Source organism: Xenorhabdus japonica (assembly GCF_900115195.1).
In the GTDB taxonomy this organism is placed as follows: Bacteria; Pseudomonadota; Gammaproteobacteria; order Enterobacterales; family Enterobacteriaceae; genus Xenorhabdus; species Xenorhabdus japonica.
The window spans coordinates 16,654-39,629 of the sequence record NZ_FOVO01000017.1 but is presented as its reverse complement, the minus strand read 5'-3'; the positions used below and the strand labels follow the sequence as shown (position 1 = coordinate 39,629).

Genomic DNA, 22,976 nt, shown 5'->3' with positions numbered 1-22,976 from the left:
CTAATTAGTTCCCATAAGTACGTACAAATTAAAAACAAACCTTATTCTGCCTTGCGGCAACTCAAAAAATTTAAAGGAATTCATATGACTAATACAATGACTGGTTTAGTAAAATGGTTTAATAACGATAAAGGCTTCGGTTTTATCTCTCCAAAAGATGGCAGCAAAGATGTGTTTGTTCACTATTCTGCAATCCAAGGCAATGATTTTAAAAGTTTAAATGAAGGGCAAGAAGTTTCATTTACCATCGAAAATGGTATGAAAGGCCCAGCGGCTGCAAATGTAGTGGCTCTCTAAGGCGACATCTATTTCAGATGTCCATGTTGTAAAGGCTCACAGTGTCGGAAATATCTCTTTGATGTATCAGAGAGTAATCCATACGGAGCAAAATGTATTTTTTGTAAATCAGTTATGTTGCCTGTTTAAATAGGCATACATTCAGATAGTTAAACCTCGCAAATGCGGGGTTTTTTGTTGCCTGAAATCCGTGGGGGCGTCTTTAGTCATGTCTAGTATCAAGGTCGTGAATTGCGTGGTCTTTTCCCAACCCCTTGATTCCATTAATTTCTGGCACAGTGACAGAAGTAAGTAAAATCAATAAATTATCTAAACACGGGATTTCTCGTCTTTAACTCCTGCATAGTGCAGATTTAGATGCAGTATTATCCCAAATCTGTAATGGGTTTACTTTCCAGTTTGCATCTCTTGTCTTAGATGTCTGTTTGATATTGTGAGATTTGAATTTATCAAAATTGTGGCAAGTGGAAAGCATGTCTAATACTATAGAAACAGCTATCCGAGTAAAGGATGTTTAGAGATTTTTATTGTTTGTACATAACTGTGTACATTGTTGAGTTTTTTAGAATTTATGGCTATGTAATATAATGTATTTAAAGGATATTTTGTTGTCTAATTGTAGTTACCAGCTGATAACTACCGATGCCCAATTGCAGTCAATCTGTGAGCAGGCAAAGAAACACGCAAGAGTTGCACTAGATACTGAATTTGTACGTACACGGACGTACTATCCCCAATTAGGTTTGATACAATTGTTTGATGGCGAACAGCTTTCTCTGATTGATCCCCTTGAAATTTCGCAATGGCAGCCCTTTAGGGAGCTATTAACCAACCCAAATGTATTGAAACTTATCCATGCTGGTAGTGAAGATTTGGAGGTTTTTAGTAATAGCTTCCAGTGCTTGCCAGAACCCATGATTGATACTCAGGTACTGGCAGCGTTTATTGGTCACCCCATATCATGTGGATTTGCAACATTGGTTGCTGAGTATTTACATATTGAATTGGATAAGAGTGAATCCCGCACTGATTGGTTGGCTCGTCCATTGAGTGGAAAACAATGTCAATACGCTGCGGCAGATGTCTACTATTTATTACCGCTCGCCGATATTTTGATAGAAAAAACAGAGCTGGCGGGATATTTGGATGCGGCAAAAGATGAAAGCAATTTGATAGCCCAACGCCGCAAAAAAATACAGATGCCGGAATCTGCTTATAAAGATATTGGTAACGCATGGCAATTGCGTCCAAGGCAATTAGCTTGTTTGAAAAAATTGGCTGCATGGCGATTAAATCAGGCACGGGAGCGTGATCTGGCGGTCAATTTCGTGATCCGTGAAGAAAATTTATGGCAGGTTGCCCGTTATATGCCAACTTCTTTGGGAGAATTGGACGCCTTGGGATTGAGTGGGCAAGAAATTCGTTGTCATGGTCGCCGATTGTTGGCGATGGTTGTGGAGAGCAGGGATACTCTAGAAGAAGAGTGTCCGGCTCAAATTATAAATTTGATTGATTATCCCGATTATCGCAAGGTGTTCAAGGAAATTAAATCATTAGTCACTCAAATAGGGGAATCCCATCATTTCAGTGCAGAGCTATTGGCTTCCCGCCGTCAAATCAATCAATTACTTTGCTGGCATTGGAAATTGAAATCGCCGGAGTATCAACCTGAGTTAATCAGGGGCTGGCGTGGCAGATTGCTGGCTGAACCTATAACTGAAATATTGGCAAGCTATTCAGAATAGTAATGATCATACCTCTTTTGGATATATGGTTTTAATATGTAGTTTTAATATGTAGCCTTAATATGTGATTTAAATTCCCCGCCTGTATATCAGGTAGGGAAGATAGTCCATTATTCGTTAATCGTATAGTGAATATCAGAAGGAAATGCGAGAAGAGGAAAAACAGGTGAAAGGCTCAGTAAAAAGATATCGATCAAATATGTGTCTGAATGTTAAATCGGGATGCATTAGTATCCCGATTTATTATTCTTGAAAAATCACCGTTTTAAATTAAATAGCGCCATTTGAGGCTGTTATTTTGGCGATTCCTCAACCTCAGGTAATGTTACATTAAGTTCCAGTACAGAGATGTCATCATTTTTTTGCTCAAACTGTACAGAAAGCATATCTGGATCGATTTGTACATATTTACAAATTACAGCCAGAATATCCCGTTTCATTTCGGGCAAATAGGCAGGCTCAGAGTCACCACGGCGCCGTTCTGCCACGATGATTTGTAGCCGCTCCTTGGCGATATTGGCTGTCGGTTTTTTTCTCGACAGGAAGAAATCTAACAAAGCCATGCGTTACCCCCCAACAGGCGTTTTAAAAAGCCTTTTTTTTCTTCTTCGATGAAACGAAAAGGCCGTTCTTCACCGAGTAAACGTAAAACAGTATCTTCGTATGCTTTACCCGCGTCAGAATCTTTGTCCAAAATGACGGGTTCTCCTTGGTTGGATGAGCGGAGAACAGATTGATCTTCTGGAATGACACCAAGCAAAGGGATACACAGAATTTCCAGTACATCTTCCATGCTCAGCATATCACCACGGTTTACGCGTCCTGGGTTATAACGTGTAAGTAGAAGATGCTCCTTGATAGGATCATTACTTTGCTCTGCACGGCGTGATTTGGACGCCAAAATACCTAAAATACGATCAGAGTCACGAACAGAAGAAACTTCCGGATTTGTTGTAATAATTGCTTCATCGGCAAAGTAGAGTGCCATCAATGCGCCGCTTTCAATACCTGCAGGTGAATCACAGATAATGAAATCAAATCCCTGTTGATCCAATTCATTCAGAATCTTCTCGACGCCATCTCGGGTGAGGGCTTCTTTATCACGGGTCTGGGAGGCGGGCAGAATGTATAGATTTTCTGTTCGCTTATCTTTGATAAGTGCTTGATTCAAACTGGCATCACCTTGAATGACATTCACGAAGTCAAAAACCACTCGGCGTTCACAGCCCATAATTAGGTCGAGGTTTCGTAAGCCGATATCAAAATCGATAACGACGGTTTTTTTTCCTCTTTGGGCGAGACCGGTAGCAATGGCCGCGCTTGAAGTGGTTTTGCCAACGCCACCTTTACCAGATGTAACAACAATAATGCGTGCCATGAAGCGATTCCTTGTTATAAGGGCTAGACTAAGGTTTCAATAGTTAATTCATTGTTCACCAGACGTAATTTCGCTGCTTTACCAACAAAACTCTCCGGGATTTTTTCGCTGATCCAATATTGACCTGCAATAGAGGTGAGTTCAGCGTTTAAATGGGTGCAGAAAATCTGGCTTTCTTGATCACCAGATGCGCCTGCCAATACTCGTCCACGCAGCACACCATATATATGAATATTTCCATCAGCGATTAATTCTGCACCAGCACTCACATTATTTGTCACAATGAGGTCACTGTTTGGCGCATAAATTCTTTGTCCTGAACGAACAGGTGTATTAATTATACGAGTTTTTTTGAAAATAGGTTCGGTGGGTTTATTTTCTTGTGTAAGAACTTTCTGACTTTTACCTTCTTTCAATAAAGGAAGTTCTGATTTTAGAACAATGTTTCGTTGTTCTTCATTTTGACAACCACTGAAACCAACAATGCGTAACCCAACTGATTCAATAGCTCGGTGGAGTGCAGGAAGATCTGCACCAACAGGGAGAGCTGATATATTGATAACAATGGGAGCATTTTTCAGGAATTCAGGTGCTTGTTCCATTTTTTCCTGCATGGCTCTATGAATAACTTCCGGCTGATCATCATACAAGTGAACGACCGAAAGCGTAAAATTACTGCCTTTTAGCTCAATTGGCGATTGTGACATCGATATTTTGACTCAGCAAGGTTAAGTTTCCCAAAGTAGTTTACACTAACATTTTCCTAGAACCGTCTCTGGGAGACGATATTCTTAAATATAATAAGCATGTTATAGTTAGTGAATTATTCAAGCAAGTCGCAGAGTTAATTTAAAAGAGTTTATGACAATGATTTGTGTAATCTACAAAAGTTCAAAACGTGACCAAACATATCTGTATATTGAAAAAAAAGGTGATTTTTCACGCGTTCCTGAAGATCTGTTAAAGGCATTTGGGGAATCTCAATATTCAATGATGATTTCATTATCTGAAAGAAAAAAATTAGCGAATGCTGATATTGAAAAAGTAAAAACCGCATTGAATGAACAAGGTTTTTACCTGCAAGTACCACCGTCTGTAGAAAGTTTGATCAATGAACATTTGGCTTCAAATAAGCTATCCAAGCAACAATAATTGTTGGCGACGGCCTGATCCTGAGCTGATCCAGAATTGAGGAGCTGATTTATGAAATTAATCACTGGGCTAACTTTATTGACAGCAACTCTGTTGGTGGGGTGTGGTACATCAAGTAGTAAATCAAATAGCAAACAATTGTATAATCAATCCATGCTGACTTCGTTATCTCAAGCAGAAATCAGGGTACTGGGGCACGATTTTCCATTGAATTCCCGTGAGCCATCACAGTTTCCTGCTTATGTGGCTTTGCTGAGACAGCAAGCTCGGGAGAAAGGAATCAGTGAAAAAACTTTGGATCGGGCATTTGCCAATATCCATTTTATTCCGCGTGTCATTAAATCTGATCGTAACCAGCCAGAAAAAAAAGTCACTCTGGATGATTACTTAAAGCGCGCCTTGCCAGCCTGGAAGATCGAACAGGGTGCCAAACAATACGAAGACAATAAACCTCAGTTAGAAAGGATAAGCCGCGAATACGGTATACCCAAAGCCTACATTGTTGCTCTGTGGGGTTTAGAAAGTGGTTTTGGGAAAATTCAGGGAAAAGAAGATGTCATTTCGGCATTATCCACTTTGGCTTTTGAGGGACGTCGGGAAGCGTTTTTTATAAAACAGTTATTGGCAGCGTTAACAATAATTGAAAATCAATATATCAATGAAAATCAAACGCTAAAAGGCTCTTGGGCAGGTGCCATGGGGCAAAGTCAATTCATGCCGACATCTTATTTAACGTATGGGGCTGATGGTGATGATGATGGCAAAATTGATATTTGGAATAATAAAGAGGATGTTTTTGCCTCGACTGCCAATTATCTGCATAAGGAAGGGTGGCAACAAGATTTACCCTGGGGATATGCCATTTCGTTACCCGCCGGCTTTAATACCGCATTGGAAGGCATTAAACCCGTACAGAGAAAAACCATTGCCCAATGGCAGGCATTGGGGATTTCATCCCCGCATTTTGCTAATCTGCCTGTAAATACTAAAGGTTGGATAGTCATTACTGATGATCCGGAACACCGAGCATTCTGGGTAACACAAAATTTCCGCACTATCATGCATTGGAATCGTTCTTACTATTTTGCACTCAGTGTTGGTATGATGGCGGACGGCATTAAGCAAAGTACTAATTTCCTCACTCACTGAAAATCGGATCTTGAAAGTATCCAATTTGAGATTATCGGGTTTGAATACAAGATAAAGGAAGAATGTTATGTACCAGCATCGGGATTGGCAGGGCGTATTGTTGGATTTTCCTGCTAATAAAGTTGTTTGTGTCGGCAGTAATTATGACAAGCATATGAAAGAGATGGGCTCCCAATCCACTGAAGAGCCGGTGATATTCATCAAACCTGAAACGGCGCTGTGTGATCTATGTCAACCTATTTTTATCCCGCAGGAATTGGGTTCTGTGCACCACGAAATAGAATTGGCAGTCTTGATTGGTTCGACACTCAAGAATGCCAATGAAGAGCGAGTCAGTCAGGCGATTGCAGGCTTTGCAGTTGCACTGGATTTGACATTACGTGATTTGCAGCGTGTATTTAAACAATCAGGACAGCCTTGGGAAAAAAGCAAAGCATTTGACAGATCATGCCCGATATCAGGGTTTATTCCAGTTAGTGCTTTTGAAGATCCACAAAATATCCAGCTTTCTTTGGCTGTAAATGGCGAATTGCGCCAAAACGGCAATACGAGTGACATGCGAACGCCTATCATTCCGTTGATTAGCTATATGTCACGCTTTTTTACCTTGCGCCCGGGCGATATTATCTTGACGGGAACACCCGAAGGCGTAGGGCCACTACAATCTGGTGATGTATTAAACGTTTCTCTCAATGAACACGTTTTGACAACCAGAGTGATTTAACCACGAGGAATGACAGAAATTATGTCTCAACCTTTCTGGCAGGTGAAAACCCTAGAACAAATGACAGACCAAGAGTGGGAAGCTCTATGTGATGGCTGTGGCCAGTGTTGCCTGCATAAGTTGATGGATGAGGATACAGATGAAATTTATTTCACTAATGTTGCCTGCAATCAACTGAATATTAAAACCTGCCAGTGCAAGAATTATGAGGATCGTTTCAGATACGAACCTGACTGTATCAAATTGACCCGTGAGAACATGAATACTTTTGAATGGTTGCCAAAGACATGTGCTTATCGTCTGGTTGGTGAGGGGAGAAAACTTCTTCCGTGGCATCCATTGGTCAGAGGTTCAAAATCGGCAATGCATGTGGAGCTTATTTCTGTTAGGCATATTGCTGTACGTGAAGCGGATGTGGTGAATTGGGAAGACCATATCTTAAGACCAGAATAGTTATTTTTTTGATATAAATTAATTTATCTAAAAGGGACTTTGCTGCTAATAAACTGAAAAGTGCTATGAAGAAGAACAAAGAGGTTACTCTTGATGGCACTTTTCAAAGATTACCTATTCCACATTTGATTTAATGTATTAGATTCATACCGTATGTAATTCACTCTTATTAGAATATTAATTCCAGAGACATTAGTGCGCTAGCACTGAAATTGCTATAAGTATCGGATTTTTTTCTCATTTTTCTGACTTTAAATAATAAAGCAAAACTGATAACTTGTTTGTTCAATAGTCATAACAAGGCAATAGTCAAAACAAGGAAAGAAAAATGGCAAGTTATTTGATTCGCGTGGAACTTTATGGCACTGGTTCTGACGGTTATGAAAAACTCCATAAAAGGATGACGGCTAATCAATTCAGTCAATCTATCCGTTTTCCTAACGGAAAATGGCATCACCTGCCTAGTGGGACTTATATCGGAAATTCGACGATGGAATCTATTGAGTTGGCGGAAAAAATCAAATCTATGGCTATGCCATTTTCAAACAGAGATCCTTCGATATTCGTCTGTACTTATAGTAACTGGAGTGCATCGCTATATCCCGAAAAACAGCGTACTGAATCTGGTTCAGGTGAGTAATTTATTAAAACAATGAGAGAAACCTCGCTTTGTGGGGTTTTTTATTGCCATCAAATATAGAGTTTTTTTATGTTGCTGTTGATATTTTCTGAAATATATTAATTAGGGATTAATCAATGTATAACTTAACATTACAATCAGCATTATTCTATACAACTACCTACGCCTATTGTTAATATTTTCTTCCGTAGAGTATTTGTTAATTTGCCACAATTCTCCACTTTGGACGTTTTTTCTTATATATTGTCATAGTTCGTATATTAAATTGAAAAACCCAATCTTGAATGAAGTCATTTATTACCTAAGCATTGTCTTATTATTACAACAAATTAGCTAATTTTATGCCTGTTGTAATAAATATTAGTATGGAACTTATGCTGCATACCAAATATATATGAACTACTGTTTGTCGTTTTTCTATGTCAGACAGTTAGGACCACTACCGTGCAGCTATGGACGTTTGTTTGATAATGAGGGAAAGCAAAATGAATAACAGATGGATAAGCTATGTAACGTTTGTAGGGGTTTGGATTACAGTAACATTGATGATTGGAATTATGTTGTCATAAGAATAAAATAGAAAATTAACCCTAAACCTCGCCTTGGCGGGGTTTTATTGTTTGAATTCGTTGGTATTTTTCGATTACCCAGTTGATACTGGGCAATCTGCCACGTACGGTTTCCAAATATTGAAGATTATTCAACAATATTCGGACAAGTTTTTCCGGAAATCAATTGCTGAATATTTTGCAAAGTCGTTTCACTGATACTGGTTAATGCTTCTTCAGTTAAGAATGCCTGATGACCAGTAAACAGGACATTATGGCAAGAAGATAAGCGGCGGAAGATATCATCTTGAATAACATCATTTGATTTGTCTTCAAAAAATAAATCTCTTTCATTTTCATAAACATCCATGCCCAATGCCCCAATCTTTTGTTGTTTCAGCGCATTAATGGCTGCAATGGAATCAATTAAAGCGCCTCGGCTGGTATTGATGATCATCACGCCATCTTTCATTTTGCTGAATGCTGTTTCATTCAACAGGTGATGATTTTCTGGTGTCATGGGGCAATGCAGGGAGATCACATCAGATTCAGCATATAGGGTATCTAAGTCCACATATTCTACACCCATACCCAAGGCTTCAGAACTGGGGTAGGGATCATGTGCCAGTAAACGCATACCGAAACCTTTCAGAATCCGTAAAGTTGCAAGACCGATTTTTCCCGTTCCGATAATGCCCGCAGTTCGTTTATACATATTGAAACCAGTTAATCCTTCAAGGGAAAAATTGGCATCGCGGGTGCGTTGGTAAGCTCGGTGAATACGTCGGTTAAGGCATAACATTAATCCAACCGTGTGTTCGGCAACAGATTCAGGAGAATAAGCAGGTACTCGAACAACTTGAATACCTAATTCTTTCGCTGCATCCAGATCTACATTGTTAAATCCGGCACAGCGTAATGCCAAGACCTTGATGTTCATCTCTGCCAATTCTTGCAGCACTTCGCGCCCACCATCATCATTGACGAAGATACAAATAGCATCCGCATCAACGGCATTTTTGGCAGTTTGTGGACTTAAGGGAAAATCAAAAAACTCAATATGATAGCCAAAACCAAGTTTTTGGTTGAGCATTTCAAAATGCTTACGATCATACTGCTTTGTACTGTAAACAACTAATTTCATAACAACATCTCCACCATAATACAGTAACTATAGAATCATCCGAACCAATTATTGAATTCACTTTGCTGCAAAACTGCTGGCAATAATGACGTCTATTGAGGGTTCTAAGCATTAATTTTTCGCTATACTCGAATAAATCGCCTGATAAGCTATTCACAGCAATAGCTTATATAATAAACCGGCTTAGAACCTGATATGAGATTATCATAACAGGAAGTTGTTCTCAGGTTGATAAAGAAGGGATAAGGATTTAATGGCAAAAATACTCAAAGTGTTTGCAGTGGTAGTGATACTGCTGGCTTTATCGGCGCTGTCGGGATGGTATACACTTCCACGCTGGTTGCCATTGATTGCCAGTCATTGGTTACCACAGGGAGTCACTTTTTCTTTGAGCCAGCCTCGGTGGGCAAAGAATACATTATGGTTAGATGAGCTATCATTAAAAGCAAAAGAGTGTGAGTGGATCAATGCCTCAGGGTTATCTGTAGAGTATTTATTCAGGGAAATATCCAAGGAAAAGAGTGAAGATCGCTACTGGAATATTCATGCTGCCAATATTGATAGTCAAAGTCAGTGTTTGGCGCAATTACCTGTCGGGGAAAAGCAATCGACCCCATTATCTGTTCAAGAGATATTATCCGCGCTACCTTCGATTAATCTTACTGTTGATCGTCTGTCTCTCACGCCTTGGACGGAATTTGCTGGTAAACTCCAATTAATCTCATCACCTCAGGGGCAAATACTCTCTTATCAAGGTGAGAAATTAGAACTCAATGCGCATGTTACAGATAAACAAGATCTCATTATTCAGCGTTTTTTTATCAAGTTACCTGAACAGGTGATTTCCCTGAATGGCAATATTACATTGCCCTTGAATATTGCAACGCTACCAGAGCAAGGACAAATTATAACGCGCTTATCTCTGAGCCAATATCCGGATCCATTGCAACTGGTATTGAAATGGCAGGGGCAGAGTGGGCTGCTCACTGTTATTGAAGAAAAAAATAAGCAGATGCTGGCAGAATTACCTTGGTCATTCGACGAAACGCAGTTCCGGATAGTTAATGGTAAATGGCAATGGTTAGAAGCTAACCAAGTATTATCTGGTGGGGTGAATATTACACTTGAACAATGGAAAAAAGGCTTGCTTGGTATGTCTGTCAGTGGGCGTATTAATCTGCTCACTCAAAATGATCAGGGTAAAGGCAATATTGTTCTTTCCGTAAAACCGACACCAATCAATATAGCTAACGCTCATATTCCATTTCAGTTAACTGGGCAAATGAATGGTGGTCAGATGGTGATGGCCATGTCATTACCTGCTGTTGTCACAGGGCCTTTAGTTGACCCCAAAATTACTTTTCGTTCAGGTGCTTTATTTAGGGCATGGGGGAAAATCAGTGAAACATTTACGGTCAAAGAAGCCCGGTTACCTTTGGCGGGTACTTATTTGACTCGTAATGGCTTTACAGGCCGTCTTCAGGCCATTTTGACGGCACAAGACAGTTATTGGGGGAAATTTAAACTCCATATGGATGGTTCTGCAAAAGATTTTATACCCGATCAGGGGAATTGGAATTGGCGTTATTGGGGAGGTGGAAATTTACCTCCGTTGCAAGCCAAATGGGATATCGCGGGTAAAGGAAGTTGGAACCAATCACAGATAACGGTAGATGCATTAAATACCGGCTTTGATCTTATTCAGTATGGCCTCGTGAAGATGCAAGTACCGCGTTTAAAACTAACCAAACCGATAATTTGGGAGCGTGCGGCAAATCGCTGTAACTTAACCGGAGATTTACAGTTATCTGTTCAGAAAACAGAATTTCACTCTGGAGGCTTTCTTCCTCCTTTTGATTTTAATGCCACGCTTGCAGGAGAATCCCCGAATAATTTTATAATGAATGGCAAGCTGTATTCTAAGGGTATTGGTCCCATTCCATTTTATAGCCGTTGGGATGGGGAGCGATTGAGAGGAAAAGCTCATTGGCCGAGACAATCTTTATTAGCCTTTCAATCCTTGATTCCGCCAGATTTGGGTATTACCGTGCGTGGTGGAAATATTTATGCCCAAGCTGCTTTTTCGGCAGCAAAGGGACAGGGATTGCGTGCTGGTGGTCATTGGGTGGTAAAAGATGCAGGTATGTGGCTGAAAAATGGAGAAATTGATGGCCTGAATTTTATTTTACCTTGGCGTTTACAAGAGCATACATGGCAATTAGGGCTGGCATCTCCCGTTCAGTTGCGGATCAAAACAATTAATGGGTTGTTTGAGATGCAAAATGTAGCAGCTGATCTATTGGGCTACTATCCACCAACTGATAATCAGCCATTGAAACTGACTAACGTGAATGTGGATATGCTGGATGGTAAATTAGACATAGAGCGATTACAGATTCCACAAAAAGAAGCTGCTGTATTACGGTTTAATAAACTGAGTTTGAGTAAGTTGTTTGGCGTATTAAAAGTTAAACAAATAGCGATGTCAGGGAGGATTAGCGGTGAATTACCCGTATTATTTAATGATAGACGTTGGATTATTCCGCGAGGATGGATATCTAATGAAGGCTATCTGACACTGAGATTGGATAAGGATACAGTTGACTCTATAGGAAATAATGACTTATCAGCAGGTATGGCAATGGATTGGCTGCGTTATTTGGAGATCAGTCGTTCAAAAGCCTATGTTACCCTCGATAATTTAGGGATCTTGACATTACATTCAGAAATTAGCGGAGTGAATCCTATGGTAGATAAAAAACGTGAAGTTAGGCTGAATTATCATCATGAGGAGAATATTTTTCAGTTATGGCGTAGCCTGCGGTTTGGCAGTAATCTGGAAGAATGGTTACAGAAAAATATATCTGTAATGAATGGGAGTGATAAATGATAATGAATTTTGGATTCAAGTTGCCGACACTCAAAATGAGTGTGATGTTGGTCAGTATGGCTTTACTTAATATGGCATTGGTGGGTTGTGTCAGACTGGAAGTAGCAACACCGGATAAGCCCATCAATATAAACATGAACGTAAAGATCGAGCATGAAATTCATATTAAGGTCGACAGGCAAATTGAAGATATGTTTAAAAATAACTCTAACTTATTCTAAGGGCTGGAATATGAAAAAAGTCGGAGTGATACTTGTGTTGAGTCTGCTGTTCAGCTCTTCTGCTGTGGGTATGACGCTGAGTGAAGCAAAACAACAAAGGCTGGTGGGGGAGACATTCAGTGGCTATTTGGCACCAGTAAAAAATACCCAAGATGCTCAATCAATGGTTAAAAAAATTAATGATGAGCGTAAAAAGAAATATGCTGAGATCGCGGCTCAAAATAACATGACAATAGAGCAAGTCGCAAAAATAGTGGGAGAAAAATTGGTAAGCCGTGCTGTTTCAGGATCGGCATTAATGGTCACTGGGTACAGAAATAAACGCGCTATGTGGCGCGCTTATTTCTTTATTAAATAGCATTTTTGTTAAAATAATCTTTATTAAGCAATGATTTCTTCGGACTGTTTTTGTGCTATTTTCTCTATGATCCCATTCATCACGTTATGCGCATCTTGATGTGCTTGATTAGCGGATTCTGCACCCATAGCCAAACCTTCAGCAAATACAAATTCCACATCTGTAATACCGATAAATCCGAGAAAAATGCGTAAGTATGGTGTCATCACATCTGTTTGGCTGTCTTTGTGGATGCCGCCACGGCTGGTTAAAATAATGGCACGTTTGCCTTTCAACAACCCTTCAGGGCCTGTTTCAGTATAACGGAAAGTCATGCCAGCACGGGCAATCAGATCAAAATAGGCTTTTAGTTGAGTGGGGATAGTAAAATTATACATTGGTGCGGTGATTACAATAACATCGTGTGCTTGTAACTCTGCAATTAGCTCATCTGACAGCGTCAATGCTGATTGTTGGCGCTCTGTCAATTCAGAACCGTTTGGGCGCAAGGCATTGACTAATTCTCCATCTAGTACTGGAACTGGGTTTTCAGCCAGATCGCGTATAGTGATGTTGTTCTTTGGATGATCGGCTAACCACTTTTCAACAAAATAATCGGCCAGTTGACTGCTTTGGGAATATTGCGTCAGGATGCTGGATTTCAGAACTAGTACTTTACTCATTCTTTACTTCCTTATTTATTTACAATTCTAGCTACTTACAATTCGAGTGATCTGTAATTCTCATTATTTACAACGCGAGTTATCTGAAATACTAATAACTTCATTGATAATATCGCTTATGCATCATATTTTATATAGAGAGTTGTTCAGTCAATAGCTCAATATTTTGAGATATACATTCAAATTCATTGAAGCAATGCAGGAAGAACATCATCATTACAGGCAGATGGCATCTTTTGGGCGCGATGTGTGGAGTACATGGAATTGCATAAGATATGTTACACTTCTAATATTTAAATCATAAAGAACTATCCTCTGAGCCTGCAAAGACAGCGCTACTCAGTTAAAAACGTCACAAGGATTTATCACGTGGAATCACCTTTGACAGCACCATTTGCTGAATTATTCGCTGAACTTGATCACACATCGCTGCGCGATCAGTTCCGTTTAAGAAAACGTCTGCATGGAGCAGCAAAAATAAAGAATCAAGCCTCCTTGCAGGCTGTAGCACAATCTATTGCTGCGGATATTACTACTGCAAAACAGAAAGTCATAAATCGTCAGGTCGCATGTCCTTCGATTCAATATCCTGAAAATCTACCAGTTAGCCAGAAAAAAGACGATATCTATAAAGCCATTAGGGATAATCAGGTCGTTATCATCGCCGGGGAAACCGGTTCGGGTAAAACGACCCAAATCCCCAAAATCTGCCTTGAATTGAGAAGAGGGGTCAAAGGGCTGATCGGCCATACCCAACCTCGTCGTTTGGCAGCACGTTCAGTTGCTAATCGCATTGCGGATGAATTGGAAACAGTACTTGGCTCGACGATCGGTTATAAAGTTCGTTTTAATGATCAGGTCAGTGAAAATACTTTAGTCAAATTGATGACTGACGGTATTTTGTTAGCAGAATTGCAACAAGATCGTTTGTTATTGCAATATGATACGTTGATTATTGATGAAGCTCATGAGCGCAGCTTAAATATCGATTTTATTCTCGGTTACCTGCGTCAATTATTGCCAAAGCGGCCTGATCTGAAAGTCATAATTACCTCTGCAACCATTGATCCTGAACGTTTCTCCCGCCATTTTAGCAATGCGCCAATTATTGAAGTATCTGGACGTACTTATCCGGTTGAAGTGCGCTATCGTCCCGTGGCTAGTGATGATAATGACAGTGATCGGGATCAGCTTGAAGCCATCATTGACGCAGTAGATGAATTGGGACGTGAAAGCGCTGGTGACATACTAGTGTTCATGAGCAGTGAACGAGAAATTCGTGATACGGCGGATGCACTTAATAAACAAAATTTCCCGCATACCGAAATTCTGCCACTTTTTGCTCGGTTGTCTAACAGTGAACAGAACAGAATTTTTCAGCCTCATATTGGTCGTCGTATTATTTTGGCCACTAACGTGGCGGAAACATCATTGACTGTGCCTGGCATCAAATACGTGATCGACACAGGTTTTGCACGCATTAGCCGATACAGCTATCGAACCAAAGTACAACGCTTGCCTATAGAACCTATATCGCAGGCATCTGCCAACCAACGAAAAGGGCGTTGTGGTCGTGTTTCAGACGGGATTTGTATTCGCCTTTATTCGGAAGATGATTTTTTGTCACGCCCAGAATTCACTGATCCTGAAATCCTGCGTACTAATCTGGCTTCCGTTATCTTGCAAATGACTTCTATTGGTTTGGGAGATGTCAGCGCATTCCCATTTGTTGAGGCACCGGATAAACGCAATATTCAAGATGGTGTTCGCCTATTGGAAGAGTTGGGAGCTATTGACCCAGAGTCATTGTCAGATGCGACTTATCGCTTGACCTCAATGGGACGCCAATTGGCTCAGTTGCCTATCGATCCCCGGCTGGCTCGCATGGTACTGGAAGCCAAGAAGCATGGTTGTGTTCGCGAAGTGATGGTGATTACTTCAGCACTATCGATTCAAGATCCACGGGAAAGGCCGTTAGAAAAACAGCAGGCTTCTGATGAAAAACACCGCCGTTTTGCAGATAAGGATTCAGATTTTATCGCTTTCTTGAGATTGTGGGATTTTCTGGTAGAACAGCAAAAAGCGCTTTCCAGTTCTCAGTTCCGCAAACTTTGCCGTCAAGATTATCTGAACTATCTCCGTGTTAGAGAATGGCAGGATATTTACACTCAGCTCAGGCAAGTTGTAAAAGAAATTGGTTTACCGATCAACGCTCAGGAAGCCGATTATCGCAGTATCCATGTTGCCTTGCTGACAGGGTTATTATCCCATATTGGCCAGAAAGATACGGATAAACAGGAATATACTGGTGCACGCAATGCCCATTTTTCTATTTTTCCTGGTTCCGGATTATTTAAAAAGTCGCCTAAATGGGGAATGGTTGCTGAACTAGTGGAAACCAGTCGCCTGTGGGGACGGATTGCGGCACGGATCGAACCAGAGTGGGTAGAACCACTGGCTGCTCATCTAATCAAAAAGCACTATAGTGAACCGCACTGGCAGAAGTCTCAGGGTGCGGTGATGGCAACAGAAAAAGTTACCTTGTATGGACTGCCAATTGTGACAGGGCGATTGGTCAATTATAGCCTAATAGACCCTATACTGTGCCGCGAATTGTTTATCCGTCATGCTTTGGTAGAAGGTGATTGGCAAACTCGCCACTCATTTTTCCGCGTTAATTTGAAATTGCGTGAAGAAGTAGAAGAACTGGAACATAAATCTCGTCGACGGGACATTCTGGTAGATGATGAAATTTTGTTTAGTTTCTATGATCAGCGAATTGGTAAAGATGTTGTTTCATCGCGTCACTTTGATCGCTGGTGGAAAGTTGCCAGTCAAAATCAACCGGAATTACTCAACTTTGAAAAGAGTATGTTGATCAAGGGAGATGCAAACAAAGTCAGTGCATTGGATTACCCGAATTACTGGTATCAAGATAACTTGAAATTCCGCTTGAGTTACCAACTTGAACCGGGAACTGATGCTGATGGCGTTACCGTACATATTCCTTTACCGATATTGAATCAGGTCAAGGATGAAGGATTTGATTGGCAAATTCCGGGCATTCGCCATGAATTAGTTGTTGCATTGATTAAATCACTACCAAAACCAGTACGTCGTAATTTTGTCCCGGCACCTAACTATGCGCAGGCATTTCTGGAGCGGGTTACACAACCTCAGGCTCCTTTACTGGACAGCCTTGAGAAAGAATTACGTCGCATGACGGGAGTGACGGTGTCACGTGATGACTGGCAATTGGAACAAGTGCCTGAACACCTAAAGATCACATTCCGCATTCTTGGAGAGAAAAGAACAGGTGAAAAAAATAAACCGTTAGCAGAAGGGAAAGATCTGTCAGTATTGAAGCTGAAATTGAAAGGAAAAGTTCAGGAAACACTTTCGGCGGTTGCAGACGATGGCATAGAGCAAAGTGGATTACATATCTGGAGCTTTGGTGAATTGCCTGATTGCTACGAGCAGAAGCGCGGGGGTTATTCCGTTAAGGCATTTCCGGCATTAGTGGATGAAAAGGACTGTATCGGAATTAAATTGTTCGAAACCGAATCCGAACAACAGCATGCAATGTGGGAAGGAACGCGCCGCTTGCTATTACTGAATATTCCATCCCCGATTAAATATCTGCATGAAAAATTACCGAATAAATCTAAACTGGGGCTGTATTTCAATCCATATGGAAAAGTGTTGGATTTGATTGATGATTGTATTTCCTGTGGTGTTGATAGGTTGATTTCAGAAAATGGCGGCCTGGCATGGAGTGAACAGGCATTTTCCAGCTTACAGGATAAAGTTCGTGCTGATTTGAATGATGCAGTAGTTGATATCGCCAAACAAGTAGAACAGATCCTGACAGCAGTCTTTAATATCAATAAGCGTCTTAAAGGGAGGGTAGATATTTCCCTCGCACTGGCATTATCGGATATCAAAGAACAAATTTCTGGTTTGGTCTTTAATGGATTCGTGACTTCCCACGGTTGGAAGCGTTTGGCAAATGTTCTGCGCTATTTGAATGGAATTGAGCGCCGACTGAAAAAATTAGCAGTGGATCCTAACAAGGATAGAGCACATATGAGCAGGATTGAGAATATCCAGCGTCAATGGCAACAATGGTTGGCAAAACTTTCAATCCAACAGAAACAATTGCCGGAAGTAAAAGAAGTTCGTTGGATGATTGAAGAGCTTCGGATCAGTTTGTTTGCCCAGCAACTGGGTACTGCGTACCCAATATCAGACAAGCGTATTTTGCAGGTAATGGAAAATATTGCATCGTGATATGTATAGGGTTGTAGTCAAATGACTACAACCCTAATCGTGAGTTTTACTTAAAATTTTTATTTGGAAAAGATGGATAATATTTTTATTACCCGTTTTTTCGATTATCAACCTAGTTAGTTACAACATACTTTTAACTACTACCAATAACCCCAAAAAACACTAAAACTAACTAAACAGCATTTCAACAATGGTCAATAATATTTCACTACGGTGCGTTCCCTGCACGCAGGGGATTTCATTGTGCGTGGAACGACGGGGACCGCCCCACAAGAATGGCTGTTGCCAAGGACCTTCCAATCCGAGGAAGTAATCTGGCAGATAGAACAACCTGGACTTATGGGAGAAAGAAGGCTGGTCAGAATTGATTAACATGCATCCCCCTTGATACATTCAAGAATGGCTGCATGTGGACATTGAACGTAGGATGAAAGATTCGAGATCAGAGTGTTGGCCGACACATTCAACGATTTCCAGTTTACAGTCTGAAAACCGACCTGCTGTAACGTATTTTTCAGTGTCGGACGCGACCAATAGTAGGCCTGTATATCAACATCGTAAGGTGGCTGGCAGATGTGAAGCCGAAGGGAGCTACCGTCCGTGCGCGGTTGCTCTTCAATCAGACGAAAGCCAAAGGGGCGATAATATTCCGGATCTGAATTGAAATCAGGGTGGATAGGTAGTGTGAGCAGCCGACCACCCGGTTTTAACACTCTGGCCATGGTTTGGCTCATCGCCATTAAGTCCTCGTAGTTAGCCGCACAAGGCATCACATAAACAGCAAGGACTACATCGAAATATACGTTATAATTTTCATTAATCTTTGAAATATAGTGAATTCCATGCTGCTCTTTTTCCTCACGTCGGCGGGCATAATTAAGCATGCCTTCGGAAATATCATGACCAACAATGCATTTTGCTCCTTGCTCATTCAACCAGCGCGAAATTACACCAGGCCCACACCCGAAATCCAGCACATTTAAACCAGAGAGATCTCCAAGTAATTTTTCTAACGTTGGAAGCTCTAATTCCTTACGATAAGGCCAAGAGATCATTCTTTCATAGAGTTCTGCATATTTATCAAACGTTGCAGGATCAAATTTAGATAAATTGGCCTGTTTTTCCTTGGCAGATGAAGAGTCCGAAGATTGAGTTGAACGCATAATAATTAACCACCCACTCATGACAATATAATGAATTAACAGCTTAATCCTTTACGATTCCACCTATTTTTGCTCAAGGCAGATATGGTTCGGAAAGAGTAAGATCTGTCACTATTCCCCGGAGTAAATTAAAAAAAGAGAAATTAAATTTTCCTGATGATATGCGATCCGTATTTTGTGGTTACATTCAAGCTAATTTACCTAAATTTCGCTTAAGAAGGGAATTAAAGCACTTGAGGCAAGATCAAAGTTTTTATCAAAGAAAACAAAATAGTGGGGACCTTCAGGCTATGATTACTTTAGAAGAATTTTACTGCGGCGTTGATGATTTTTGCCAAAATTTATGTCTCTCTGACACCAGAAGTTAATCGAAAATAGTCGGAATTTTAAATCATTAGCAATCACCCGTGTTTATCGTTAATCGACACATTTATTGGGCACAGCCAAGCGATTATGTATGGCGACAGAGCCAAAAGGTCGCAGACGGGCAGTTTCTAAGGCAATTTTAATATCCCTCCATAACAATAATATTGCTGTTATGGAGGGCGAGAGTTTATTGGTAAGTTAACGTGATTGTTGCTGTGGCATTTGCTTTGCCCGGTGTAATTTCCGCACCCGTCTGAACATAACGGGCTTGCAATGGAATTGTTATATTTCCACCTAACTGGCTGGAACCAAATATAAACGGGGAGTTTGATACGGGGCGATTTAGATACAATATCTGCAAACCGACTCCTGTTGCCGTGACGTTGTCACTATAATCTAATGCCCAAATATTTTTGGTATTCCAATTTGCAGGGTTTCCATCCAGAGTCACTCCAACATTTACATTAGCATCACACTCTATTTTGATATTAAAATGCCGCATGCCCGCCGTACTGTTAATACCTCGAAAATCACTTTTTTTAATATCTCCCATATTGACTGGAACCACCTTTTGACTGAGAGAACAGCCTTTAGTCATGATATACGTATTCGACAAATAGAAAGTGTGAACAAGAGTATCATAACCTAATTTAGCACGAGTTAAGTTCACCCGTCTGACGGCTCCTGAACCGGTTATTGGCGCAATCTTGATTAACTGAACTGTTAAATAACCCCATGATTTACCACAATATTGTTTTCCCCGTTGAAATTGCCTCGGTGGGGGACAAGTGAATGGATTGGTCGCCGTTCTGGGTAGCCAATCAATACCATAACCCGGTGCCCACGTATTAATGCGGATACCAACTCCCGGAACACCAGATTCATAAATAGCATCATAGTTATAGTTTGCAGATGCAAGATCAGGGGCTTCCCATGTTGTGTGGGTGGGAGTATTACAGAGAACGATATTACCTTTTTCATCCACTTGATCCAGACGTATTTCTTTAATGGTTGTTCCGATAGGATGACTCCGAGGAACCGTAATTGTACCAAAAGAAACCGGAGTCCTGCCGGGTACAAAACCCGTAGAATATTGGCAATAATAATTCGCTAAACTGTCAAAGCTACTCATCGTGCCAATGAAAAATGTACTTGCCAATAATAATTTTAATTTGTTGGCCATAGAATAATTTCCACTATTTTCAATTGCATATTAAAGAATGTGTCGATCTTGTTATTCGCAAGATGCTTCAACCATATACAAACCTGAAGCAGGTTCTTCATCAGATAGTCGATAATTGACACGGCACTCTTGTATTTCTTTATGTCCCCATTTCACCCATATGTTGCCAGATTTGGGAATCCCACTGAGATAAACTTGCCCATCATTGCTGACAATAGCGCTATTGGCTTCATCTATATTATTTTTCTGCTCTAACGTTGCTATTGCACCAAATGGAACCTCGTTACCATTATGAGAAAGCGTTAACAAAACACGATGCCCGATGCGAGTCTGGAAATTAGCCAGACTTAGTGAACCACTGGTTGGGATAATGGTTTGTGTGTTGATATCAATATCAACATTATTGCCCATTGAATGCGTATCCAGAGAAATACGGTTTTTTCGATAGCTGCTAACATAAGGCACAATGGCATAACCCTTCCGGTCAGTTTTAATGCCGATATGGTTTTGTACTTTAATTCCCTGAGCGCCATTGGCACGCACCAACACCAACGTATCACCAAGAGATTGAGAAAAGGTAACTCCGTAAGGATGGACAACTAACCCACCATTTAACCCATAATTCAGCTGATTAGAGTGTTCATCATAATTGTAACCCGCGCTGATCTGACTAAATGCTCCTTTATATTCGGCATTGATACTTCCGCCACTGGTTTTATTGTGACGGGAATAACTTTGTTGAATACTATAAATCAGATTGTTATCTTCAAGAGCACTACCATTTAAACTGAGCTGATGAGAAGTATCACCATTTTTACTACTGGTCATGTTATAGCTTGTCCAGCTGTTTTTTAGCCAGTGTTCAAGAGGAATTTGAATACTGAATGACACAATCTGCTCATTGTGATTTGAACCGGGAAGAACACTGTATGAATAGTTCAGATTATAATTAATAGAATTGTAATTCGTACCATAGCCAACACTGATATTCCTCTCATAACCTTTTTGATACCAATAATCTTGTTGAAAAGCAGATAAATAAACGCTGCCCCAATCACCCAGATTTTGGTTGATGTGTAGCTGCAATTTACTTCGCTTATTGGCGTGGTAATGGCCATTATTGGTTGTATCTAACTCATTGGCTTCTTTGAAATCGTAAAAATTTTGAGTCGAATAACGATAACCTGTTAGGGTAACATTAGTGCCGATTTTAGAAATATCTTTGGCATATTGGAAACGATAGGATTGCCCATAACCACTGGAATTAGAGATAAAATTAGTTTTGGCATAAGTCGCATCAAAAGACAGAGACCCCCAATCAGAAAGGTTATAACCTGTCCCCAAAGCTATGGATTGATAGTCCTTTGCGATGGTTGTTCCACCATATGTTGTGACACGGTTGGAAATACCATAAATCACCGTACCCTGCATAAAATAAGGTTCTTTACCTTGCTGGGAATTAGAATGGTATTTTCCCAGAGCCAGCGAATGATGCAGGCCATTCTCTCTTAACATGATGGGCACAGTAGAAAAGGTTTGCACAGAACGATGTTCTTTTCCATCGGCTTCTTTGACAATGACTTCCAGATCGCCAGTAGCAATAGTTGGATAGAGATCGTTAATGACAAAAGGCCCGGGAGAAACATAGGTTTCATAAATAATGTAACCACTTTGTTTAATGGTAACCTGGGCATTACTTTGCGCAACTCCCCTAATTGTCGGAGCAAAACCTTTTATGCTATCAGGCAACATGTTGTCATCAGAAGCTAACTGTATTCCAAGAAATTGGAAACTATCAAAAATAGGGGAAAATGTATAACTATCTCCTAGTGTTAACTGGCTTTTTAATACATGAATATCTCGTTGGAGATAAGTAGTAAGGCTTTGCCATTTTTTATTCTGACTGCTATAGGTAGAATAATTCCGTAAACGCCATGCATCCCAGTTTGCACCTGCTCTGAGATTAAGAAAATGATTCGTCGTCGAACCAGAGTAATTATCCTGCCAAGTCATGGAACCACTATAATTATAATTAACCAACAAAGAAGTTAATCCCTGCTCCCATAAATGAGGAGGAACATAGTCTCTGATTTGGTAGTTTAACGCAGCTTGTGGAATACTGATATCCAGCCGTTGGTGCTTAAAATCAAAAGAAGACGATGCGGATGGAATATACTGACCAAGATCAGTGAGTTCTGTTTCTTGCGGCAGATCGCGCAATAATGGGAATAAGTCAATATTCACTCCCATTTCCTTGAGCTGCTGTATCTTGAGTTTAGGAAAAAGCTTATTGTTTACAATAACAAAATCAATATTACCGGTATCTACTTTTTCTCGGTTTAGATAGATATCTACCCAATAACGCCCAGGTGGTTGTTGATCATCTTGAGTAAAAACAGATAGATCAATATCTTTAGGAAATCCTGAGTGGGTTTCCAATGCATTGATATTGAAATACTCTTCAGCATAAGCTTTATTGGTATGTGACCAAAACCATGTGATTAAAAATATACAGATAAAAAATTTTCTGTATAAATAGCGTAAGCTTAGCTTGATAAATAACACCCAACTATCAGAAATGTTTTGTTGAAGATAATGTCGATATTTATCCAT

At 40.3% G+C, this 22,976-nt stretch carries 21 protein-coding genes; 12 read left to right on the top strand and 9 right to left on the bottom strand.

Annotated elements, in window-relative coordinates; genetic code table 11:
* The first annotated feature begins 84 nt into the window (after positions 1 to 84).
* The 3 genes from cspE (at position 85) to rnd (ending at position 2,042) form a co-directional block, all read left to right on the top strand.
* The gene (gene cspE / locus BM135_RS08605) at positions 85 to 297 is read left to right on the top strand and encodes a transcription antiterminator/RNA stability regulator CspE (RefSeq protein WP_092519346.1); all 213 of its coding nucleotides are present in this window, start codon (positions 85 to 87) and stop codon (positions 295 to 297) included.
* A 6-nt stretch (positions 298 to 303) separates the two neighbouring features.
* Entirely contained in the window at positions 304 to 426 is a 123-nt protein-coding gene (gene ymcF / locus BM135_RS17385; protein WP_245737343.1) for a cold shock small protein YmcF, read from the top strand.
* Positions 427 to 884: 458 nt separating this feature from the next.
* Positions 885 to 2,042, top strand: a complete 1,158-nt coding sequence (gene rnd / locus BM135_RS08600; protein WP_092519345.1) for a ribonuclease D — start codon at positions 885 to 887, stop codon at positions 2,040 to 2,042.
* 293 nt (positions 2,043 to 2,335) lie between these two features.
* Here rnd and minE read toward each other — a convergent pair whose 3' ends face one another.
* Genes minE through minC form a run of 3 tightly spaced genes read right to left on the bottom strand, consistent with a single transcriptional unit; the run spans position 2,336 to position 4,127 of the window.
* A complete protein-coding gene (minE, locus tag BM135_RS08595) occupies positions 2,336 to 2,605 on the bottom strand; it encodes a cell division topological specificity factor MinE (RefSeq protein ID WP_045970705.1) in 270 nt (89 codons plus the stop codon).
* A complete protein-coding gene (gene minD, locus BM135_RS08590) occupies positions 2,593 to 3,420 on the bottom strand; it encodes a septum site-determining protein MinD (protein ID WP_092519344.1) in 828 nt (275 codons plus the stop codon). The genes minE and minD overlap by 13 nt, the downstream gene beginning before the upstream one ends.
* A 23-nt stretch (positions 3,421 to 3,443) precedes the next feature.
* Complete coding sequence (gene minC / locus BM135_RS08585) at positions 3,444 to 4,127, bottom strand: septum site-determining protein MinC (RefSeq protein WP_092519343.1); 684 nt, start codon at positions 4,125 to 4,127, stop codon at positions 3,444 to 3,446.
* A gap of 160 nt (positions 4,128 to 4,287) precedes the next feature.
* Between minC and BM135_RS08580 the strand changes: the two genes are divergently transcribed.
* The 5 genes from BM135_RS08580 (at position 4,288) to ghoS (ending at position 7,538) form a co-directional block, all read left to right on the top strand.
* The gene (locus BM135_RS08580) at positions 4,288 to 4,572 is read left to right on the top strand and encodes a YcgL domain-containing protein (protein ID WP_092519342.1); all 285 of its coding nucleotides are present in this window, start codon (positions 4,288 to 4,290) and stop codon (positions 4,570 to 4,572) included.
* A gap of 51 nt (positions 4,573 to 4,623) precedes the next feature.
* On the top strand, positions 4,624 to 5,721 hold the full coding sequence (locus BM135_RS08575; RefSeq protein WP_092519341.1) for a lytic murein transglycosylase: 1,098 nt from the start codon (positions 4,624 to 4,626) through the stop codon (positions 5,719 to 5,721).
* Between the two features lie 67 nt (positions 5,722 to 5,788).
* Positions 5,789 to 6,445: a fumarylacetoacetate hydrolase family protein gene (locus tag BM135_RS08570; RefSeq protein ID WP_092519340.1), complete on the top strand. Its 657-nt coding sequence runs from the start codon at positions 5,789 to 5,791 to the stop codon at positions 6,443 to 6,445.
* A gap of 18 nt (positions 6,446 to 6,463) precedes the next feature.
* Entirely contained in the window at positions 6,464 to 6,898 is a 435-nt protein-coding gene (locus BM135_RS08565; RefSeq protein ID WP_217644294.1) for a YcgN family cysteine cluster protein, read from the top strand.
* 328 nt (positions 6,899 to 7,226) lie between these two features.
* Positions 7,227 to 7,538, top strand: coding sequence for a type V toxin-antitoxin system endoribonuclease antitoxin GhoS (gene ghoS, locus BM135_RS08560; RefSeq protein WP_092519338.1), 312 nt, complete (start codon positions 7,227 to 7,229; stop codon positions 7,536 to 7,538).
* 696 nt (positions 7,539 to 8,234) lie between these two features.
* On the opposite strand, the gene BM135_RS08555 is transcribed toward ghoS, so the two are convergent.
* Positions 8,235 to 9,230 carry a 2-hydroxyacid dehydrogenase gene (locus BM135_RS08555; protein ID WP_092519337.1) on the bottom strand — a complete coding sequence of 332 codons (996 nt, stop codon included), beginning with the start codon at positions 9,228 to 9,230 and terminating at the stop codon, positions 8,235 to 8,237.
* A 253-nt stretch (positions 9,231 to 9,483) separates the two neighbouring features.
* Between BM135_RS08555 and BM135_RS08550 the strand changes: the two genes are divergently transcribed.
* Genes BM135_RS08550 through BM135_RS08540 form a run of 3 tightly spaced genes read left to right on the top strand, consistent with a single transcriptional unit; the run spans position 9,484 to position 12,699 of the window.
* Complete coding sequence (locus BM135_RS08550) at positions 9,484 to 12,120, top strand: YdbH family protein (protein ID WP_092519336.1); 2,637 nt, start codon at positions 9,484 to 9,486, stop codon at positions 12,118 to 12,120.
* 35 nt (positions 12,121 to 12,155) lie between these two features.
* On the top strand, positions 12,156 to 12,341 hold the full coding sequence (locus BM135_RS08545) for a YnbE family lipoprotein (protein ID WP_175486039.1): 186 nt from the start codon (positions 12,156 to 12,158) through the stop codon (positions 12,339 to 12,341).
* A gap of 10 nt (positions 12,342 to 12,351) precedes the next feature.
* Positions 12,352 to 12,699: a YdbL family probable chaperone protein gene (locus BM135_RS08540; protein WP_339385092.1), complete on the top strand. Its 348-nt coding sequence runs from the start codon at positions 12,352 to 12,354 to the stop codon at positions 12,697 to 12,699.
* 23 nt (positions 12,700 to 12,722) lie between these two features.
* On the opposite strand, the gene BM135_RS08535 is transcribed toward BM135_RS08540, so the two are convergent.
* Entirely contained in the window at positions 12,723 to 13,361 is a 639-nt protein-coding gene (locus BM135_RS08535; protein WP_092519334.1) for an FMN-dependent NADH-azoreductase, read from the bottom strand.
* A gap of 369 nt (positions 13,362 to 13,730) precedes the next feature.
* Between BM135_RS08535 and hrpA the strand changes: the two genes are divergently transcribed.
* Positions 13,731 to 17,651 carry an ATP-dependent RNA helicase HrpA gene (hrpA, locus tag BM135_RS08530; protein WP_092519333.1) on the top strand — a complete coding sequence of 1,307 codons (3,921 nt, stop codon included), beginning with the start codon at positions 13,731 to 13,733 and terminating at the stop codon, positions 17,649 to 17,651.
* Positions 17,652 to 17,819: 168 nt separating this feature from the next.
* Here the strand turns inward: hrpA and BM135_RS08525 are convergent, their stop codons facing one another.
* The 4 genes from BM135_RS08525 to BM135_RS08510 all read right to left on the bottom strand — a co-directional run bounded on the left by BM135_RS08525 (position 17,820) and on the right by BM135_RS08510 (position 22,976).
* On the bottom strand, positions 17,820 to 18,026 hold the full coding sequence (locus BM135_RS08525) for a hypothetical protein (protein WP_092519332.1): 207 nt from the start codon (positions 18,024 to 18,026) through the stop codon (positions 17,820 to 17,822).
* Positions 18,020 to 18,835, bottom strand: a complete 816-nt coding sequence (locus BM135_RS08520; protein WP_245737340.1) for a class I SAM-dependent methyltransferase — start codon at positions 18,833 to 18,835, stop codon at positions 18,020 to 18,022. The genes BM135_RS08525 and BM135_RS08520 overlap by 7 nt, the downstream gene beginning before the upstream one ends.
* 532 nt (positions 18,836 to 19,367) lie before the next feature.
* Positions 19,368 to 20,363 (bottom strand): fimbrial protein, encoded by a 996-nt coding sequence (locus BM135_RS08515; protein ID WP_092519331.1) that lies wholly within the window; start codon positions 20,361 to 20,363, stop codon positions 19,368 to 19,370.
* Between the two features lie 51 nt (positions 20,364 to 20,414).
* The gene (locus tag BM135_RS08510) at positions 20,415 to 22,976 is read right to left on the bottom strand and encodes a fimbria/pilus outer membrane usher protein (RefSeq protein ID WP_092519330.1); all 2,562 of its coding nucleotides are present in this window, start codon (positions 22,974 to 22,976) and stop codon (positions 20,415 to 20,417) included.

What these genes read in the sequence shown, in the direction of transcription:
- cspE (WP_092519346.1), top strand. Translation starts at nt 85, where the DNA reads ATGACTAATACAATGACTGGTTTAGTAAAATGGTTTAATAACGATAAA.
- rnd (WP_092519345.1), top strand. Translation starts at nt 885, where the DNA reads ATGTATTTAAAGGATATTTTGTTGTCTAATTGTAGTTACCAGCTGATA.
- minE (WP_045970705.1), bottom strand. Translation starts at nt 2,605, where the DNA reads ATGGCTTTGTTAGATTTCTTCCTGTCGAGAAAAAAACCGACAGCCAAT.
- minD (WP_092519344.1), bottom strand. Translation starts at nt 3,420, where the DNA reads ATGGCACGCATTATTGTTGTTACATCTGGTAAAGGTGGCGTTGGCAAA.
- minC (WP_092519343.1), bottom strand. Translation starts at nt 4,127, where the DNA reads ATGTCACAATCGCCAATTGAGCTAAAAGGCAGTAATTTTACGCTTTCG.
- BM135_RS08580 (WP_092519342.1), top strand. Translation starts at nt 4,288, where the DNA reads ATGATTTGTGTAATCTACAAAAGTTCAAAACGTGACCAAACATATCTG.
- BM135_RS08575 (WP_092519341.1), top strand. Translation starts at nt 4,624, where the DNA reads ATGAAATTAATCACTGGGCTAACTTTATTGACAGCAACTCTGTTGGTG.
- BM135_RS08570 (WP_092519340.1), top strand. Translation starts at nt 5,789, where the DNA reads ATGTACCAGCATCGGGATTGGCAGGGCGTATTGTTGGATTTTCCTGCT.
- ghoS (WP_092519338.1), top strand. Translation starts at nt 7,227, where the DNA reads ATGGCAAGTTATTTGATTCGCGTGGAACTTTATGGCACTGGTTCTGAC.
- BM135_RS08555 (WP_092519337.1), bottom strand. Translation starts at nt 9,230, where the DNA reads ATGAAATTAGTTGTTTACAGTACAAAGCAGTATGATCGTAAGCATTTT.
- BM135_RS08550 (WP_092519336.1), top strand. Translation starts at nt 9,484, where the DNA reads ATGGCAAAAATACTCAAAGTGTTTGCAGTGGTAGTGATACTGCTGGCT.
- BM135_RS08545 (WP_175486039.1), top strand. Translation starts at nt 12,156, where the DNA reads ATGAGTGTGATGTTGGTCAGTATGGCTTTACTTAATATGGCATTGGTG.
- BM135_RS08540 (WP_339385092.1), top strand. Translation starts at nt 12,352, where the DNA reads ATGAAAAAAGTCGGAGTGATACTTGTGTTGAGTCTGCTGTTCAGCTCT.
- BM135_RS08535 (WP_092519334.1), bottom strand. Translation starts at nt 13,361, where the DNA reads ATGAGTAAAGTACTAGTTCTGAAATCCAGCATCCTGACGCAATATTCC.
- BM135_RS08525 (WP_092519332.1), bottom strand. Translation starts at nt 18,026, where the DNA reads ATGTTAATCAATTCTGACCAGCCTTCTTTCTCCCATAAGTCCAGGTTG.
- BM135_RS08520 (WP_245737340.1), bottom strand. Translation starts at nt 18,835, where the DNA reads ATGAGTGGGTGGTTAATTATTATGCGTTCAACTCAATCTTCGGACTCT.
- BM135_RS08515 (WP_092519331.1), bottom strand. Translation starts at nt 20,363, where the DNA reads ATGGCCAACAAATTAAAATTATTATTGGCAAGTACATTTTTCATTGGC.
- BM135_RS08510 (WP_092519330.1), bottom strand. Translation starts at nt 22,976, where the DNA reads ATGGATAAATATCGACATTATCTTCAACAAAACATTTCTGATAGTTGG.